An 18,317-nucleotide genomic window follows, 5' to 3' on the forward strand; every position below is an offset into this window, starting at 1 on the left:
GCCGCCGTCCACCAGCAGCGCGGCGCCCGTTACATAGCGCGCGCGATCGGAAGCAAGGAATACCACACAATCGGCGACGTCCTCCGGACGACCCAATCTTCCCAATGGAATGCGCTTTTCGAAGTAGGCTTTCTTCGCTTCGTCGGCGAGATCTTCCGCGTTCAGGTCGGTCGCGATCGTGCCGGGCATCACCGAATTGCAGCGAATGCCGTATGGCCCCAACGCAACCGCGCATGACTGCATCAGCGAATGCACACCCGCTTTGGTCGGCGTGTAGTGCGTTTGCATGCCGCCGCCTACCAGGGCGCTGATCGAGCTCGTCGCCACGATCGCGCCGCCCGTGCCCTGCGCTTTCATCTGCTGCGCGGCCGCTTGTGTGACATAGAACGCACCGTTCAGATTGACTGCCACGGTCGACTCCAATATGTCGGGCGGCATGTCGAGAAAAGCGTGAAATGGGCAGATGCCGGCATTGCTCGCGAGCACGTCGACTTTGCCGAAGGCTTCGACGGTTTGGCGAACGAGTTCCTGACCCGTTTCGCGCGCGGCTACGTTGCCTTCAATCGCGATCACGCGCCGTCCCAACGCTTCGATTTCGGCGACCACTTCGGCAACGGCCGAACGGCGTCCATAAGATGCGTCGTTATCGCCCCAGTAGTTGATCGCCACATCCGCGCCTTCGGTTGCGCACGCAACCGCTATCGCGCGGCCAATGCCACGCGAGCCGCCGGTGACGATCACAACCTTGTCCTTGAGCAACACGTCATTCTCCTGTTGGCTGGATCAATATGAAGTCTTGTAGATCGAGCTTGGGTTCCACTCACATTCAACGCGGATAAGGCCGCACCAGCGCGCATTCCGGATTGAGCCGCACGCCGAACCCCGGCGTGTCCGGCACCTTCATCCGTCCATTCACGGGGACCGGTTCGTCGAGTAGCAGCGGCGTAAACATCGGCACCACTTCATCCGCTTTCGGCGCCATCATCAGAAACTCGGCGAATGGCGAGTTGTGCCGCGTGACGACGAAGTGATAGCTATACACCGACGAACCGTGCGGCACCACCATCACATTGTGGGCATCGGCGAGCGCCGATATCTTGATGAGTTCGGTAATGCCACCGCACCATCCCACATCCGGCTGAATCAGATCGCAGCACTGCATCTCCAGCAGCATGCGAAACCCCCAGCGTGTCGCTTCATGCTCGCCGGTCGACACCATCATGCCGCGTGGCACGTTGCGGCGCAGTTCGGCGTAACCCCAGTAGTCGTCCGGCGGCAGGCACTCTTCGATCCATTTCAAACCGTATTCGTGCGCCGCCTGCGCGAGTCGCGTTGCATACGGTACGTCGAGGCTCATCCAGCAGTCGTACATCAACCAGAAGTCGTCGCCGACGCGGCTACGCATCTCGGCAAGCTTGTCGAGATTCTTCTTGAGACCTGCCTCGCCTTCAGCAGGACCATGCTGCAACGGCAATTTTCCGCCGATGAAACCCATCTCTTTCGCAAGATCAGGACGCGCGCCCGTTGCGTAGAACACAAGTTCGTCGCGCACCGGGCCACCCAATAGTTGGTACACCGGCTCCTTACGGACTTTCGCGAGCAAATCCCACAACGCGAGATCGACACCCGAGATCGTATTCAACACCACGCCTTTGCGGCCGTAGTACAGCGTCGAGAAATACATCTGATCCCACATCTTCTCGATGTCGGTGACGAGCTGGCCTTCGAGAAAACGTGCGAGATGTTTCTCGACAATGAACGCGCCGATCTCACCGCCGGTCGTCACCGCGAAACCGACCGTGCCGTCGCTAGCTTCGATCTCCACCACCAGCGTGCCGAGCACATTGATACCGAACGACTGGCGGCTCTGGCGATACTCCGGATAACGCGCCATCGGCGTAGAAATGTGATCGTCGATCCAGTGTCCGTCAGGTTGATCGTGATAATCCGCACCGCCACCGCGGACGATGAAGGCACGCACGTGCCGGATAGTAGGCATGGCCATAAAAAGGGCTCCGTTGTTGATGCGTCGAACGTGCATCCGACAATGCGCCTAACGGGCGCGGTGCAGTAAGTGTTGGAAAGACCAGGTTGAATCTGCGCCGTCACGACGCAACAGCGTGCCGATCATGAGCGCTGCCAGCAGACTCGACACACCCAATACGATCAGCCCTGCCGAAGTCGACGAGAAAGTTCGCTCCGCCGCGGTACGCAGGCTCGGCGCAATAAACCCGCCGAGGCCGCCGAGTGAATTGATCAGCGCGATCCCGCCCGCCGCCGCGGCACCCGTGAGATAGCGCGTCGGGAATGTCCAGAACAGCGGTTGCGCGGCGATGAAACCACTGGCCGCGCAGCACAGCGCGATCAAGCCGACCGATGGGTTATGCGCGAGCCCCGAGGCGCCAATACCGAGACCTGCGAGCACCAGCAGCGCGACCGCCCAGCGCCGGTGTCCGCCTGTGCGATCCGCACGACGCGGCACGTACCACGTCACGGCCAGCGCGCACAGCCATGGCAGCGCGGCGACGAGGCCCACGCGCAAGCCGACCGTCGTGCCGAGCAAAGCGGCTACTTGCTGCGGCAAATAGAAGATCACGCCGTAGACGCTCATCTGAATCAGCAGATAGATCGCCGAAAACAGCAACACGCGGCGGTCCACCAGTGCGGCAAGAATGTGACGCGGCCCGTGAGCAGATGCGGCGCGCGCATCGTCATCGAGTGCACTGCGCAAGGTGCTGCGTTCCTGCGCGTCGAGCCAGCGCGCGTCTTCAGGACGGTTGTCGAGATACCAGAAGGCCCATACGCCGACCAATGAGGCCAACGCCCCCTCGATCAGAAACAGCCACTGCCAGCCGGCCAGCCCCATTGCGCCATGCAATTCGAGCAAGGAACCCGACAGCGGACTGCCGAAGATGAACGCCAGCGGCGCACCGAAATAGAACACGCCCACCGCGCGCGCTCGCGCCGCTTGCGGAAACCAGTGGGTCAGGTAATAGATCACGCCGGGGAAGAAACCGGCTTCGGCGACACCCAGCAGAAAACGCAGTGAGTAAAATGCAGTCGGCGTATGGGCGAGACACATCGCCGCCGAGACGAGCCCCCAGGTCACCATGATCCGGCACATCCACGCACGCGCGCCGACCCGATGCAGCAGCAGATTGCTCGGTACCTCGAACAACGCATAGCCGACGAAGAACACGCCCGCGCCGAAGGCAAAAGCCGCGTTAGACAAACCCGTATCGTGTTGCAATGCCTTCTGCGCGAAGCCGATATTGGCGCGATCAAGAAACGCCAGTACATACATCAGCAAGAGAAACGGCAACAGCCGGCGCATGACCTTGCTGTTGATCGCCTCCAGTGATGCGGGCGAATGCGGATTCATGTCGTCTCCTTCGCAGAGATCGCGGGTCGCGCTCTGCGTTTTTTTGCCTTTGTGCACGGCTGCCGCTACTGCTACGGCTTAGTTGAAGCTGTGACGACTCAGTAAGTGGCGCGGCCACCGGACAAGTCGAACACCGAGCCAGTGCTGAACGCGCAATCTTCGGACGAGAGCCAGAGAATCAGCGACGCCGCTTCTTCCGGCATCAGGAACCGGTTCATTGGAATCTTCGAGAGCATGTAGTCGATATGCTCCTGCGACATCGAATCGAAGATTTCCGTTTTGGCCGCTGCGGGCGTGACCGCATTGACGAGGATGTTCTTCGTCGCAAGCTCTTTGCCGAGGGATTTGGTCAAGCCGATGAGCCCGGCTTTCGAAGCGCTGTAGTGCGAGGCATTCGGATTGCCCTCTTTGCCGGCCACGGACGCGATATTGACGATCCGGCCATAACCCTGCTTGAGCATTTGCGGCACGACCGCGCGGCAGGTGAGATACGGTCCGATCAGATTCACGTCGATCACACGGCGCCAGACCTCGGGGTCCAGCTCCCACGTCGTACCGTTGCCGCCGGTGATGCCGGCGCAGTTGATCAGCACGTCGATCGCGCCGTGGGCGGCGACGGTTTGTGCCACCGCCTGAACAACCGAGGCTTCCTGGGTGAGTTCGACCGTGATAGCCGTTACCTTGCCCAGTTCGCTGAGTTCGCGCTCGCTGCGCGCGAGGCGCTCGGCGTCGATATCCCATAGGGCGACCGACGCGCCCGAGTTCAACGCCCGTTGGGCCACCGCGTAACCAATGCCGCGCGCGCCGCCGGTAATGGCGACAACACGCCCCTCCAGATCGATTCGATTCATCGCTTTGCTCCTGTGGCAAGCCCGGGCGGCTTGCCTTTCAGTTGTTGTATTTTCTGCTGTCCGTGCTGCCTCTGCTTTCGTTCAGCAAATATACGAGCGGTGCGATGCGCTAACAATCCGTGTATTGGAGGGGGCGATAACAAAAGTGGATCGGTGGGCGTGGCGCTTGATGGGCCTGCCCGTTATTCAGTACACGCCGGACACGCTATCGATTCCGTAGCCACCACGTGCTCGCGCCGCCCAAAACTCGCGAGCGCCCCGAGCCCCAGCAGCGCCAAACCGCTGCCGAAGAGAAAGTCGGCGGAAATGCCGACATGGTCGACCACCACACCGCCAATGAGCGACCCCAGCGCAATCGCCACCTGAATGACGCTGACAAACAGCGCCGAGCCCGCTTCCGGCGAATCCGGCGTAGCGCGTTGAATCCAGATGCTGAAACACAGCGGCAACGCCCCGAACGAAACACCCCACGCGAGTACGAACGCGGCGACGCCGATTGGCGATTGTTGCAACAACGGCATGGCGAACAGCGCGAACATGAGCAGAGAAATCATCGCGCCCACGGACATCTTCAGGTTACGCGTTACCGTCGACGAAACGGCGAAGTTCGAAACGAACCCAATCATGCCGAAGCCGAGCAGCAGCAACGTAATCGTCGACATCGTGAAATTCGCGTTACGCAGCAGGAACGGCGTGATGTACGTGTAGGAGGAAAAATGCGCGCCGAATACGAGCGCGACCATCAGCATGCTTCTACGCGGATGCGGGCGGCGCAGCAGCGCCACCAGATTGCGCATCCGCAATGCGGCTGTCGACGGCAAGGACGGCACGAAGACGAACTGAGCCACGAGCGCGATCGCAACGAGCACGCCGGTTGCCATAAACGAAACACGCCACGACGCGAAGCTGGCGATAAACGTGCCGAGCGGCACACCGATCACTGTCGCGCAGGTCACGCCGGTCAGAATCGTTGCCATGGCTTTAGCCGAATCCTTCGGCTTCACGAGGCGCCCCGATGCCGCTGTCGCCAACGTCCAGAAACCGCCCAATGCCGCACCGAGCAGCGCACGTCCGAGCAGCATGGACAGAAAATCGGGCGCAAAAGCTGAAATCAGATTCGACGCCAGCAGCAAGGCCGTGAGCAACAGAAATACACGCCGGCGATCCATCCGCCCGGCCACCAGCATCAAACCGGGCGCGGAGATGGCGGCAATTACACCCGGCACAGTGACCATCAAGCCTGCGGTGCCAGGCAGCACGCCCAGATCCGCCGCGATGCGCGGCAGCAATCCAACGGGCAAAAACTCCGTGGTCACGAATGCAAACGCACCGATTGCAACGGCTACAACAGCGAGCCACGAACGCAGAGACGACGAGGCGCCATCGTCCGGCGAGGCAGTGCTCACCGGCAGATTATCTTCCATCAACATAGTATTGTTTGCGAGTAACTAAACAACGGGTGGGATTGGAGCAGTCATACCGGACTAATCAATTCACGGACAGCCGATCACAATTAAAAAAGCAGGCGCTATTTGCCTGCTTATGATTTGCGGCCGGAAAACGAGTCGGTGAAGACCTGAACGGAACACACCTTAACATCGTATTAAATCGCTCGCTGACCACTCCGTAAAAACGCAGTCGGGCGTGTGGGTATTTCGACAAGGATTCCGTGCGCGGATTGGTGAGAGGCGGTGCATGTTGCTCGTCACCGCCTCCTGAACTACCGGTCTGTTATTGACCCAAATAGATCCTGCATTGCGGCCCGGAAGAACACGGCCGCTCCTGTCGACCTCCAGCTTCCGCCGCGCCAGCAGCCACACCGCCATAGGAGACGTTCTGCACCGGTTGGCCAACCGGCATCACGGCCCGCCCAGTTTCGCTAAACGACATGTCGGTTGTGTCTTGCGCTGATTCGTTCGCGTTCTGCTGCATCAGCGCCCGGCCCGACCCAGCGTCGTCCTGCTGACTGTCCAGTGCGCCGGCTGAATTCGGCACCAGAAAGAGAGCGACGCTTGCCAACGCCATCAATAAACGTAGTTTCATGTCCAGACTCCTCGAATCCGGCGCGGCAGTCCTCATCTCCTTCAAAAAGAATTGATCCGCGAAAAAACGTCGTGTCGCCAGATCGAACTGACGGACGGGCGAATACTTATGCGGGACTGCTGCGGCGAGTCACCGAACTAAATGAGTAATTAGTTGCCAAACCTGAAACCGATGTCGGGCGTGCACGCGCGGCTTACCGGAGCCGGTCGCCACCAGGCTGGAAACGCAGATTGTTGCTCCGCAGTTTCGTTATAGGTCGGCCGCTCAGGATTTCAATCCCGGCGGCGCAGACAGTGTTTGTGGGGGCGGCTGCAGGTCGATCAGGGACATGCGGCAACAAAATCAGCCGGGCTGGCGCGTGCTTTACTCGAACAGTGCGCTATGATGCTGGAATAACGCACAAAATCAGCCCCGCGCGAGGCACCGGCGAGAGACGGAGCGTGGGCATGAGACCGGCCATCCGTAATCAGTGCATCTTCATCAGTGCTCTTTCCATAGCAGCCGTAGGGCTTATCCAGCCGTACCTGCCGCGTGGCGGAGCGCCTGAATATTCGCTGATTGGCGCGGCCAGCCGTACAGGCGGCCTCGCCGGGCAAATGCAGTTACGCAATTTATGAGGCATCGTTTTTTAACGCTGCCACCAGGATTTCCTTCGATCAATAACTTTACCGCGGGCGGACCCCATTTACGTGGGCTCAGTGCTTTCGCGGCTTTCCCTCGCAATCTGTAATTGACAGAACGCCGGACGCTTTAGAAGGACGAATATCTTATGGACGAAAGGAAGCGAGATAGCATGATTGCGTATCTCCGCCACCGCATGGAAGAGTTTGGTATCAAACCAGAAGACCTCGCCGCGGTGCTGGCGGCCGAACCGAAGAGGCAAACCGCCGAGCGCTACCGCAGCGCAACGGGAGATAGCTGGGACGGCCAGGGTGAAATGCCCCAATGGCTTAAACAGGCAATTAGCGCAGGTCAATCAATCGACCACTTCGAATTGTCGGCCACGCCGGCACCCGCTCCGCAGCCGAGAAAACAGGTGGATTGGCTAAACGACCCGTTCGCGGGAAGTCCGCTCGCGCGCCCGAACAACCGCTAGGCAGACGGGTTGTTGAACCGCTGGCGCACAGGCACTACCCCGTACTTTTCTGGTGGCAACAACAGGTCTGACACGGTCGTCGACGCGGGCGTGCTCACGCCACTTAGGCTGGCGAAGAGAAGTCGTGCGCCGACGGTTTGCATCCAGACGACTGGGCCCACCGTATATCCGGTCAGAGCAGCGTAATTACGCGTTGCGTCTCGAGGGGACCGGTCATGAAAAGAAAATTGGTTGCAACGGCGTCATCATGGTGGTCGACAAAGTGCTAATGCCGAAGTAACGGGCAGCGACCCTAATGCCTGATGAGTTCGCAAGGAGAAATATCATGCGCAATTCCACGCTTAAAATCATGCTCGCGACCGCCGCTCTTTCAATGGCGTGCGGTGGGGCCTTCGCACAAGGTGGCGGCAACGGCCAGGGTGGCACCGGTGGGGGTAACGCGCACGGCACCCCCACGGCAGGAATGACGTATCACGGCGACCCGGCCACGAGCCCGCAAGCGATGTGGCCCGGGAACCCGTCGAAAATGATGGACTCGAGCAACACCGACATGCACTCGATGTCGCCCAACGACCCGATGACGCCCCCGAAAACCGCAGAGTGAAAACGCACCCCGCGTTTCGCGTCTGGCATGGCTCAGCCGGATGAAACGCCGGGGATGCTCATAACGCGTCGCTCACGCAAGCCCGCGCCTCGACGCTCGCGGCAGCCTCCCACGCCGCCGCGTATTGCGGCAAGTCGATGAATGTGCTGACCTGCCGGACGATCTGCCAGAACACCTTTTCAAACGAACGGCGTCGCACCGGCTCGAGCATTCCATCGGCGAGCGGATCGGCAAAGATCCAGCTACACGAGGGCGGTTCTCCGGGAAAGAGCGGCGCATGATGCCCGGCGACGCACTCGTCCATGGCGACGACAAGATCCATTCGCGGTGCCCATTCGCCCGTGAATTCCAGCCAGCTTTTGGGGCTGAGCACGCCGAGGTCCGAAATACCGGGGCGCAATTGCGCGATCGCGCTGGGATGAACTCGCGTGGCCGGCTCCGGCCCCGCGCTGAATGCGTCGAACCGGTGTCAGGCCAGTTCGCGCAGTAAAGCTTCGGCAATGATGCTGCGTGCTGAATTCTCGCGACAGAGAAACAGCACCTTGTATTTTCTGGTCACGCTCACCCCGTACCGTGTTTTTCTTATCCCTCTGCGCAATTCTGCCAGCCCACTCTTGCGCCCTCGTGACATTACGATGACTTAATTTTTTGCGCTATGAGGATTTGTATCGGGACGGATAACTCACGGGCATTACGTGTTGCTGCTGTGACGAAGTCTAGCCGCGCGAAGTCGAATCTTTCAGTATGCTGTCAACCGCGCGAGCGGTGCGCACGGGCCTCTTCAAAAACGCAGGCCGTTCAGGAATTGAAACCAGAGTCCCCCCAGTACACCGGCCGGATGAGCGTCGCCAGCATTTTCTTCACGCTTGCCTGGATTGCCGCGGTTACCTGGCGCGCCATGATTGGCGGCATCGTCGTTGGCGGCAGGCGCCTGCGCTTTGGCGGAAACTTCAGAGACATCCGCCGCTTTCGCGGCCGCCTCGGCAGCATGCTCCGCCTTCTCGGCCTCGCGTCGCGACGCCTGCAATGCGGAGACACTATCAGCGATCTGAGCGGCCCGCCGCGCGTCGCATCGACGTCCTAGCAGCACGCCGAACAGCACATCGCGATTGTGGCCGTCATCGGCGAAACGCATGGCGAGTGACACCATCTCGGCATAGGCCGCTTCGTCCGCGGCGCGCGCCGCTGCCTCGCGGTCAGCTTGCGCCTTTTGCTGGCGTGCACGCTGCGCCTCCCAGCCACGCATCTGCTCGGTATAGACCGCGTCATACACCTTGCGCTGCGCGGCGTCGGAGAGGATCGCGTACGCGTCCTTGATTTCCTGGAAGGTGGCGCGCGCAACTTCTTCGGCGCCGTTGTTGCGATCCGGATGCCATTTCATCGCGGCCTTGCGGTAGGCGCGCTTGATTTCTTCTTCTGTGGCATGCACGTGCACACCGAGCGTGTCATATAGGGTTGCCATTGCTTGCTCGACCTCGCCGGGAATCGCTTCGCGGACCATCGTAGCATGCGAAAAACGGCTTTATCGTGAAGCGGCGAGCGCTTAAGCCACTGAAAGACCAGACAAAAAAAGGCCCCACCACTGACGTAGCGAGGCCGAGTCCCATGTCAAGGAGATGTCATGGAGGAGACGATTCGATCATAGCCGTGCGTCATCGTGCCCCCAACCAATGGATCGCCATATGCTTATCCGGCGCGGCTTCAACTGCATTGCACAGGGCGGCGTATCGGCTTCGAAACGTCCCTCAGGCAACCCACTGGGCCGCCGGTAACCCCGCACGGTTATATCGTTAGAACAAAAAGTCGCTTCGCCCGGCTCGCAGCGGTCATTAAGATGACACTTCAAAGTCCGGTTCGCCCCGGTTCGTCTGCCCGCAGCCCCGCGCCAGCGTTCCGTGAGCCGCTACCGAAGGAGCATTTCGTTGACCAGTTTCGAACATCATCGCCGGCCGCTTGTCATCGGTATCGGCGGCACGACACGCGCGGCGTCGTCGACCGAGCGCGCGCTCGGCTTTGCGCTGCGTGGCGCGGAAGCCGCTGGAGCGAATACCCGCCTGTTTGGCGGCACCTTCCTGCATAGCCTGCCCCACTACGCGCCGGAAAACCCTCAACGCACCGTCGAACAGCTCGAACTGATCGAAGCCGTGCGCCATGCGGACGCGCTCATCATCGCGACGCCCGGCTATCACGGCGGTGTCTCGGGCCTCGTCAAGAACGCGCTCGACACGCTCGAGGAACTGCGCGCCGATGAGCGGCCGTATCTGGATGGCCGCGCGGTCGGCTGTATCGTCACGGCTTATGGCTGGCAGGCTGCAGGCTCGGTGCTGACCTCGCTACGCTCGATCGTCCATGCGTTGCGCGGCTGGCCCACGCCGTTCGGGGCCGGGATCAACACGCTGGAAACGCGCTTCGACACCGTCGACACCTGCTCCGACGCCAAGGTTGTCGATCAGCTCGCCACGGTTGGCCAGCAGGCCGCGCAATTCGCGCTGGCGTTCAACGCCCATCGCACGCCGACAGCCGCGCCGCTCGGCAATGCAGTCAAGGAAACGCAACCTGCCCGGCTGCTGCACGCGGTTTAAACGCGAACCGTATTGCATCGTGGATCGCGGCTTGCGGTCCACGAATCTTCCTACCGGCCGGTTTCCTCCACGCGGCCGCTCTACCGACTCCAAACCGTGCGCCACATAACAGACCATTCGCCAACAATGGCCGGATAGTGTCTTCACGCTCATCGACTATGGTCCGATCCGGCCGCCTGAAGACCGTTCCAGAACCTCGCTGATTTGCTTACGACGAAAGATTGGTTCACCCGCTGCGCGGCGCGGCCTACGCTTGATCCTGCCCGCTCACTCACCGGTTACCTGACGCACTAGATTGTGTTGCGCCGGCTCCTCAGCACCACACGCGGGCACACTCACCGCCACGACCATGAATTCAAATATCCGCTACAAGGGCTACGAAGTCGCACCGGCTGCGCAACAGTTGCCCAACGGCCTGTTCGCCGCCAACCTGACCATCGAGAAAACCTCTGCAAACCAGGGCCAGGCCTACTCCTTCGACGCACTCGATTACTTCTTCGACGAAGAACATGCGCTCGCCTATGCATTCCGATGGGGACGCATGTGGATCGACAGCCACCAGTAACGACAGCAGGCCCTTCCGATAGCGCCTGAAGAATCCATAGCAGCGGTCGCGCCGGTCAACCGCGCAGAACTGGAAACCCAACCGCCCCACGAGCCGGCAAACGCGGGCCACGTTGCGCCACGCGGCGCCGGTCTTTAAGCGGCTGTGCCAGAATAGGCGTCACTTCAGCTCAAGGGGACGCCGGCGATGACATGGACCGTTGATGAACAGTTGGCGCTGACCGCAACGGAAGCGGTCGCAGCGATCCAGTCCGGGCGCCTCAAAGCCGCCGACTATATGGCCACGCTGCTGGCGCGGGCAGCGGCGCTTTCGACTCTCAATGCGCTCACCACGCTCGACCTCGACGGTGCGCTGGCCGCCGCGCAGCGCATCGATGCGTTGCCGCCCGAAGCAAAAGCGCAGTTACCGCTCGCCGGTTTGCCCATCGTCGTGAAGGACAACATCAACACGGCCGGCTTGCAGACCTCGGCGGGCACGCCCGCTTTGGAGGGCTTCGTACCGAAGACGAACGCACCTTCGGTACAACGGCTTCTGGACGCCGGCGCGATCGTGCTCGGTAAAGCCAACATGCACGAACTGGCGTTCGGCATCACCAGCACGAACCTCGCTCCCCACGCCGGGCCTGTGCGCAACCCATATGACCCTTCGCTGATTCCAGGCGGCTCGTCGGGCGGCACCGCTGTTGCGATCGCCGCGCGCATCGTGCCCGCGGGTCTCGGCACGGACACCGGCGGCTCGACCCGCATTCCGGCTGCGTTGACCGGCATCGCTGGGTTTCGTCCCTCGGTCGGTAACGGCGGCGCCGAGCGGCGCTATCACGACCCGAATGCCGTCGTGCCGATCAGCCATACGCGCGATACCGTGGGTCCGATGGCGCGCACGGTCGCCGATATCGCTTTGCTCGACGGCGTGATTACCGGAACGGGACCTCTACCCACGCTCACGCTGAACGGCTTGCGTATCGGTTTGCCCGCGCCGCTCTGGGAAGGGCTCGAAAGGCAGGTAGAGGACGTCGCGCGCGCCGCCTTGCGCCGGCTCGAAGCAGCGGGCGTCATCTTCGTGCCCGTCGAAATGAGCGAGCTGGAAACCTTGAACGGCCAGGTAGGTGGCCCGATCGCGATCCACGAACCGCGCGAAGACGTGCTCGCGTGGCTCGTCGCCAACGATGCGCCGGTCAAGACGGTGGCTGAAATGGCGGCCCGCATCGCGAGTCCGGACGTGCGCGCGATCTACGACGGCGTGCTCGCCGACGTGCTCGGTTCGCATTACGACGCCGCACTGAAGCTGTGGCGGCCGCGCTTGCAGCAGTATGTGGCCGCGACATTCGCGGATGAGCGTCTCGACGCGCTACTGTTCCCAACCACGCGCCTCACTGCGGTGCCGATCGACGACCTGAACGGCTCGTCGACAGTATCGATCGACGGCGCCGCGTCGATCGATACGATGGACGCGTTCCTGCGCAATACGGATCCGGCCAGTACATCCGGCATTCCGGGCTTGTCGCTGGCAGCGGGGATGAGCGCGAGCGGCTTGCCGGTCGGTCTGGAACTGGATGGACCGCTCGGCGAGGATCGACGGCTGTTGGCGATCGGCGTCGCATTCGAGCAATTGCTCGGCGTGCTGCCGGCGCCGGTGCTTTGACGGCTTCAAGACGACACCAACGATGCTGTTGAAAACTCCGATAAAAAAGTGCCGATCCGCATGCCGATGACCGTGTCAAAACCAGCCCGCCTTCGGCGAGCGATTCTGCGAACCGTCGCCGTATTGGCGGTCGCCTTTACCGCTTCCTCCTGTGTGCGCCTTGCCGCAGTCGATCCGAACGCGCTCTGGAAAATCGTCGATCTGCGTTGCGTGCCGTCGCAACAGGCCACAGGGACGCCGGGCCAATGCACGGTCGTCGACCTCGACAAACGCTATGTGATCCTGAAGGACATCGTCGGCCGCTCGCAGCATCTGCTGATTCCAACCGACCGTGTCACGGGCATAGAAAGCCCATTCGTGCTGGCGCCGAATGCACAGGACTACTGGGACGACGCGTGGGTGTCGCGGCTTTACGTCGAAAAGTCCGTCAAGCGGTCCTTGCCCGACAATCAACTCGGCATCGAGATCAACTCGCAATACCGCCGCTCGCAAAACCAGTTGCATATCCATATCGATTGCATGCACAGCGACGTGAGCGACGCACTCGCGCGTCACGCGAAGGACACGCCTGACGAGTGGCGTTGGGATACGCTCGACGGCCAGCGCTACCGGATCATGCGCGTCACCTCGCTCACTCAGGCGCACAATCCGTTTCGCATCGTCGCGCGTGACAACAGGGATAGAGCGGCGATGGCCATGCAAACCATCCTTGTGACCGGTGCGGGGCCGTCGGCGGAGAAGGACGGCTGGCTCGTCCTGAATAGCAGCCTCGATGCCGACGACGGCAGCGGCACAGCGGAAGGCCTGCTCGATCATGCCTGCCGTGTGGCGGACGCTGGCTGAACGTCCCCACCTTTGCACGATTTTGCAGATGCATTGCTGAACAAAATGGTTCTAGTCGTGTGAATTGGTCCGTAGGATCGGTCTAAACCTGCATTCCGACCGATCCAGCCGATGGCGATTTACCTCGACGACACGCAACGCACAGCACTCGCCCGGCAGGCTGCAAGCTTGACATGGCGCACCCAATGGCCAACGTGGCTGCTGATCGTCACAATCTATGGCGGATGGTTCAGCGTGGCGACACATGCACGCGCGCTCGGCCTGCCATTGACCATCGTACTGCTGGCACTGCTCGGCGCGTGGTACATGTCCCTGCAACACGAACTGCTGCACGGACATCCGACCCGCTCGCCGCTCTTCAACGCACTGCTGGGATGCGCGCCGCTCGCGGTGTGGTTTCCGTATGGCGTCTACCGTGATTCGCATCTTCAGCATCACGACGATCCGCATCTGACGCTGCCCGAGCGCGATCCTGAAAGCTACTTTGTCAGTCAGCATGTATGGCAACGTGCGGGTTTTGCGATTCGCGCGCTGCTGACGTTTCGTAATACGTTCGCCGGCCGCTTGCTTGTCGGGCCGGCTTTTGCCATTGCGGCAACGGGCGTGAATGCGCTCGACAAAATCAAACGCGGCGATTGGCGCGATGTACCAATGTGGCTCGCGCATCTGGCCGCGCTAGCCGCACTGACGGTGTGGCTTCAACGCGCGTGCGGAATCCCTGCGTGGGTCTTTATCGTCGGCGCGGGGTATGGGTCATTGTCGTTGGGCTCGATCCGCTCGTTTCAGGAACATCGGGCGGCACATGCGCACGAGCATCGTACCGTTATCAACGAAGCGGGATGGTTCTGGCGTTTGCTGTTTCTGAACAATAACTATCACGCGGTGCATCACGATCTACCGCACGTGCCGTGGTTCGCACTGAAAGGCGTCTATGAGGAGCGGCGCGCCGCTTACCTCGCACGCAATGGAGATTTCCTGGTGAAGGGCTACAAGGAATGGCTGGCGACTTACGCGCTAACTGCGGTCAGTCACGCCGTGCATCCAGAAAGCGACAATCTGTCCAGCGCTAACCGCCCCCCTGCGATTCAAGCGTTCTCCTGATCACATCAATCAACGCGCGTACCTTTGCCGTCGGATAACGGGTAGGCGGAAACACCGCGTGTATGCCCTTGGGCTTGCCGGACCAATCAGGCAGTAAACGGACCAGCCGATGCGCCGCCACGTCTGCCGAGATCGAAAAATCAGTCAGCAATCCGAAGCCACCACCTGCGAGCGTCGCCGCACGGGCTGCATCGGCCGCATTCACCAGCATCGCGTTTTCGCACCGTACGCTTTGTTTTGCACCTTTCGCACGCTGCAGATCCAGCGTCAACGGATGCGGCAAGACCGACAATGCGATATGCGGCATAGCGGCGAGCGCAGCCGGCGTCTTTGGCTTGCCCCACTTATCGATGAATGCCGGACTAGCAACGATCCACTTGACGAATCCGCCAATCTTCACAGCCCGATAGCCCGAGTCGGCCAGTTGCCCCAGACGGATCGCTACGTCAATGCCTTCCGCGATCAGATCCACATAGTGATCGTTGCAGACCAGTTCGATATCGAGTTCCGGATAGGTATGGCGCATCTCGACGAGCGCCGGCGCCACCACCAAGGATCCATAGTCAATCGGCGCACTCACGCGCAAGGTGCCTCGCAGCGGCGCCGATTCGCCCGACACGGCCGAGAGCGCTTCCTCGGCTGCCTGCAGGATCTTGCAACTTGCTTCGTAGAAGGCGCGCCCGCTTTCGGTCACGCTGAGCCGCCTCGTCGTTCGGACAAGCAGGCCTGCGCCGATCTCGCGCTCGAGCCGCTGCATATGCGTGCTGACCATTGTTTTCGTGAGTCCGAGACGCGCCGCCGCTGCAGTCATGGAACCCGCTTCCACCACTGCAACAAAAATCGCAAGGCGGTTCAGATTGACATCCCGTATATCTGCCATTTGTCGATTGTCCATCTTCGATTGATTATGTTTTCTAGCTTAGCAGGCTTCTGCGCTGCGCCGCGGGACGGTAGGCTCGCCTTATTCCAGCCGACGGGTGTCGGCTTTCACCGATCCAGGAGCTTTCAATGTCTGCCGCAAAACCCGCCCGGCCGATCCGACTTCACACCACCCTGCTCTCAGGGCACGGACACCGCGTCAAGTTGTTCCTGACGTTACTCGATCTGCCGTTTGAAGTGATCGAACTGAACATGCGTGCCGGTGACAATCGCCGCCCCGAATATCTGAAGCTCAACCCGTCCGGTCAGGTGCCGACGATCGAAGATGGTGACACGGTACTGTTCGATTCCAATGCGATCCTTGTCTATCTGGCGAAACGCTATGGCGACCCCTCATGGCTGCCGGAAGACGCGCTTGGCGCCGCCGCGGTGCAACGCTGGCTCTCGCTCGCGGCTGGGCAGATCGCTTACGGGCCGTGCGCCGCGCGGCTGGTGACGGTATTCGGCGCGCCGCTCAATCTTGACACCGCGCAGAAGATTGCCCTCAAGCTGTTCGACGTGCTCGACGCGGAACTTGCCGGCAAACCTTTCGCTGCAGGAGAGCACGTGAGCATTGCCGACATCGCCGCGCATACCTACATCGCCCATGCGCCGGAAGGCGGCGTATCGCTCGAACCGTACCCGAACATCCGGGCATGGCTTCGTCGTGTCGAAGCGCTGCCGCGCTTCATTACGATGCCCGCGACGAAAGCGGGACTGCTCGCCGACTGAGTGAAGACAAAACGCACGCAGCAACAACCCGAGCCCGTCATGTCTCAACACTCTTCCAGCACGCCGCGAGGTTGGGATGCTGCCGACGCGCCCTTTCACGCCGCCGAGCGCATGGCGCAGCGGCGTGCAGGCGTGAGCGAGGAAGCGGAGTCGAGCGGTCGTCGAGGTATTCGCCGCTATATGCCGGATCAGCATCGGCAGTTTTTCTCCGAACAGCCGTTCATGGTGTTCGGTGCTCTCGATGCAAAAGGCCAGCCGTGGGCCACCCTGCGCGCTGCCGCACCCGGGTTTGTGTCGTCCCCTGACGCGCGCACTTTGCGGATCGACGGCGGCGTTTTACCGGGCGATCCGCTGGCCGGCCGCTGGCAGCCCGGCATGATGATCGGTAGCCTGGGTCTGCAAGCGCAGACTCGCCGTCGCAATCGCGTCAACGGTGTCGTGTCGTCGGTAGATGGCGATACGGTCACGCTCGAGGTCATGCAAAGCTTCGGCAACTGCGCAAAGTATATTCAGAGCCGTACGCCGACATTCGTTGCGCGCGGCGAAACCAGCACGCGGACACCGGTTGAGATAACGACCGAGTTCAACGACGCGGATCGCGCATTGCTGGCCAACGCGGATACTTTCTTTATCGCCAGCGCGAACGTCGGCGAAGAAGCCGGCCCAGCGCGCGGCGCCGATGTCTCGCATCGCGGCGGCATGCCGGGCTTCGTGCGTATCGATGACGCCACCACCCTGACAACACCCGATTTCAGCGGCAACCGCTTCTTCAACACACTGGGCAATCTGCTCCACGATCCACGCGCGGGTTTGTTGTTCGTAGACTTCGCGAGCGGCGATCTGCTGTATATCGCCGCCCTCGCCGAGATCGTCTGGGACGGCGCGGAACTGGCCGACTTTCCTCTGGCCGAGCGCCTCGTACGCTTTCGTATTACGGAAGTGCGGCGCAGCCGCGAGGCGTTGCCGTTTCGCTGGTCTGAAGTCGCCTATGCGCCGCAGTTCGCGATGCCCGCTTCATCGCCCGCTTCATTGCCCACTTCACCGCTCCAGTCGCCGTGGAAGAAGCTCAGGATCGTCGCCGTGCACGAAGAAACGCCCACGGTCCGCTCGTTCTATTTTGAATCAACGGACGGCGCGCCATTGCCGGCCTACGAGCCTGGCCAGTACTTGCCGATCCGCGTGCCGGTCGACGAGTTGGACAAGCCGCTCACGCGCACCTATACGCTGTCTGACACGAGCAACCGGCGGCAGTACCGAATCACCGTAAAGCGCGACGGAGTCGGCTCCGCCTGGCTGCATGAACGCTTCGCCGCCGGCATGCAGATCGAAGCGATGGCACCGCGAGGCACGTTCACCTACGATTCAGCCAGTCCGCGCCCGGCCGTGTTCATTTCCGCAGGCATCGGCATCACGCCGATGATCACGATGCTGCATCACGCAATCGCAGCGCGCGAGTCGCAGACGCAGACCAGCCCGCTGCATTTTTTCCATGGCGCGCGAAGCGACGGCGAGCGGCCGTTCAGTGCGCACTTGCGGGAACTCGCGGCGCGCCATCCTGCGGTCTCGATGCACCTGTTCGACAGCGCCGCCGACCCGGCAACCCACGCGCCTTCCGGCACATTGGCCGGTCGCGTGAGCATCGCGGAAATCAAGCGCGCACTACCCTTCGACGACTACGACTTCTATCTATGTGGTCCCGAGTTGTTCATGCGTGAACTGTATGAAGGATTGCGCGCGCTCAATGTTGCCGATAACAGAATCCGTTTCGAGGCGTTTGGACCAGCAACCGTCAAACGCACGCCCGCGACCCCACCGGCACTTAGAGCGTGTTAGGCACTTTGGGTTGGACCTGGTATCCTGGCGGCATGAAAAGAGCAGACCGCAAAGGGTATCCGAGTGATGTATCCGACGAAGAGTGGAACTTCGCGGCACCGTATCTGACGCTGATGGACGTCAGCG

General features: G+C 61.3%; 17 protein-coding genes and 2 pseudogenes. 10 read left to right on the forward strand and 9 right to left on the reverse strand.

Annotation, left to right across the window (positions count from 1 at the left end):
* The 6 genes from VFE81_RS03290 to VFE81_RS03315 form a co-directional block, all read right to left on the reverse strand.
* On the reverse strand, positions 1-762 hold a 762-nt coding region (locus tag VFE81_RS03290; protein WP_325043218.1), incomplete at its 3' end, for an SDR family NAD(P)-dependent oxidoreductase.
* Between the two features lie 64 nt (positions 763-826).
* Positions 827-2,005 carry an L-rhamnonate dehydratase gene (rhmD, locus tag VFE81_RS03295; protein WP_325043219.1) on the reverse strand — a complete coding sequence of 393 codons (1,179 nt, stop codon included), beginning with the start codon at positions 2,003-2,005 and terminating at the stop codon, positions 827-829.
* Positions 2,006-2,053: 48 nt separating this feature from the next.
* A complete protein-coding gene (locus tag VFE81_RS03300) occupies positions 2,054-3,382 on the reverse strand; it encodes an MFS transporter (RefSeq protein ID WP_325043220.1) in 1,329 nt (442 codons plus the stop codon).
* 98 nt (positions 3,383-3,480) lie between these two features.
* Positions 3,481-4,233 carry an SDR family NAD(P)-dependent oxidoreductase gene (locus VFE81_RS03305; protein WP_325043221.1) on the reverse strand — a complete coding sequence of 251 codons (753 nt, stop codon included), beginning with the start codon at positions 4,231-4,233 and terminating at the stop codon, positions 3,481-3,483.
* 182 nt (positions 4,234-4,415) lie between these two features.
* A complete protein-coding gene (locus tag VFE81_RS03310) occupies positions 4,416-5,663 on the reverse strand; it encodes an MFS transporter (RefSeq protein ID WP_325043222.1) in 1,248 nt (415 codons plus the stop codon).
* Between the two features lie 301 nt (positions 5,664-5,964).
* Complete coding sequence (locus tag VFE81_RS03315; RefSeq protein WP_325043223.1) at positions 5,965-6,276, reverse strand: hypothetical protein; 312 nt, start codon at positions 6,274-6,276, stop codon at positions 5,965-5,967.
* 769 nt (positions 6,277-7,045) lie between these two features.
* Here VFE81_RS03315 and VFE81_RS03320 point away from each other — a divergent pair.
* Positions 7,046-7,372 carry an H-NS histone family protein gene (locus VFE81_RS03320; RefSeq protein ID WP_325043224.1) on the forward strand — a complete coding sequence of 109 codons (327 nt, stop codon included), beginning with the start codon at positions 7,046-7,048 and terminating at the stop codon, positions 7,370-7,372.
* 325 nt (positions 7,373-7,697) lie between these two features.
* Positions 7,698-7,976: a hypothetical protein gene (locus tag VFE81_RS03325; RefSeq protein ID WP_325043225.1), complete on the forward strand. Its 279-nt coding sequence runs from the start codon at positions 7,698-7,700 to the stop codon at positions 7,974-7,976.
* Positions 7,977-8,034: 58 nt separating this feature from the next.
* Here the strand turns inward: VFE81_RS03325 and VFE81_RS03330 are convergent.
* Positions 8,035-8,535: pseudogene (locus VFE81_RS03330) on the reverse strand (low molecular weight phosphatase family protein).
* Positions 8,536-8,757: 222 nt separating this feature from the next.
* Entirely contained in the window at positions 8,758-9,438 is a 681-nt protein-coding gene (locus tag VFE81_RS03335) for a J domain-containing protein (protein ID WP_325043226.1), read from the reverse strand.
* Positions 9,439-9,898: 460 nt separating this feature from the next.
* On the opposite strand from VFE81_RS03335, the gene VFE81_RS03340 reads away from it, so the two are divergent.
* The 5 genes from VFE81_RS03340 (at position 9,899) to VFE81_RS03360 (ending at position 14,708) form a co-directional block, all read left to right on the forward strand.
* Entirely contained in the window at positions 9,899-10,558 is a 660-nt protein-coding gene (locus VFE81_RS03340; RefSeq protein WP_325043227.1) for an NAD(P)H-dependent oxidoreductase, read from the forward strand.
* A 349-nt stretch (positions 10,559-10,907) separates the two neighbouring features.
* A complete protein-coding gene (locus tag VFE81_RS03345) occupies positions 10,908-11,123 on the forward strand; it encodes a transcriptional regulator (RefSeq protein WP_325043228.1) in 216 nt (71 codons plus the stop codon).
* A gap of 186 nt (positions 11,124-11,309) precedes the next feature.
* Positions 11,310-12,764, forward strand: coding sequence for an indoleacetamide hydrolase (gene iaaH / locus VFE81_RS03350; RefSeq protein WP_325043229.1), 1,455 nt, complete (start codon positions 11,310-11,312; stop codon positions 12,762-12,764).
* Between the two features lie 66 nt (positions 12,765-12,830).
* Complete coding sequence (locus tag VFE81_RS03355) at positions 12,831-13,607, forward strand: CDP-diacylglycerol diphosphatase (RefSeq protein WP_325043230.1); 777 nt, start codon at positions 12,831-12,833, stop codon at positions 13,605-13,607.
* A 111-nt stretch (positions 13,608-13,718) separates the two neighbouring features.
* On the forward strand, positions 13,719-14,708 hold the full coding sequence (locus tag VFE81_RS03360) for a fatty acid desaturase (RefSeq protein ID WP_325043231.1): 990 nt from the start codon (positions 13,719-13,721) through the stop codon (positions 14,706-14,708).
* Here VFE81_RS03360 and VFE81_RS03365 read toward each other — a convergent pair.
* On the reverse strand, positions 14,674-15,588 hold the full coding sequence (locus VFE81_RS03365) for a LysR family transcriptional regulator (protein ID WP_325043232.1): 915 nt from the start codon (positions 15,586-15,588) through the stop codon (positions 14,674-14,676). The two genes, VFE81_RS03360 and VFE81_RS03365, sit on opposite strands and share 35 nt — an antisense overlap.
* A gap of 128 nt (positions 15,589-15,716) precedes the next feature.
* Here VFE81_RS03365 and VFE81_RS03370 point away from each other — a divergent pair, with 128 nt between their 5' ends.
* From VFE81_RS03370 to VFE81_RS03380, 3 genes and pseudogenes are all read left to right on the forward strand, one after another.
* Complete coding sequence (locus VFE81_RS03370) at positions 15,717-16,358, forward strand: glutathione S-transferase (protein WP_325043233.1); 642 nt, start codon at positions 15,717-15,719, stop codon at positions 16,356-16,358.
* A 39-nt stretch (positions 16,359-16,397) separates the two neighbouring features.
* Positions 16,398-18,191 carry a pyridoxamine 5'-phosphate oxidase family protein gene (locus VFE81_RS03375; protein ID WP_325043234.1) on the forward strand — a complete coding sequence of 598 codons (1,794 nt, stop codon included), beginning with the start codon at positions 16,398-16,400 and terminating at the stop codon, positions 18,189-18,191.
* Positions 18,192-18,223: 32 nt separating this feature from the next.
* A pseudogene (locus tag VFE81_RS03380) lies at positions 18,224-18,317 on the forward strand (IS5/IS1182 family transposase); the annotation flags it as partial.

The organism is Paraburkholderia sp., from assembly GCF_035656215.1.
In the GTDB taxonomy this organism is placed as follows: Bacteria; Pseudomonadota; Gammaproteobacteria; order Burkholderiales; family Burkholderiaceae; genus Paraburkholderia.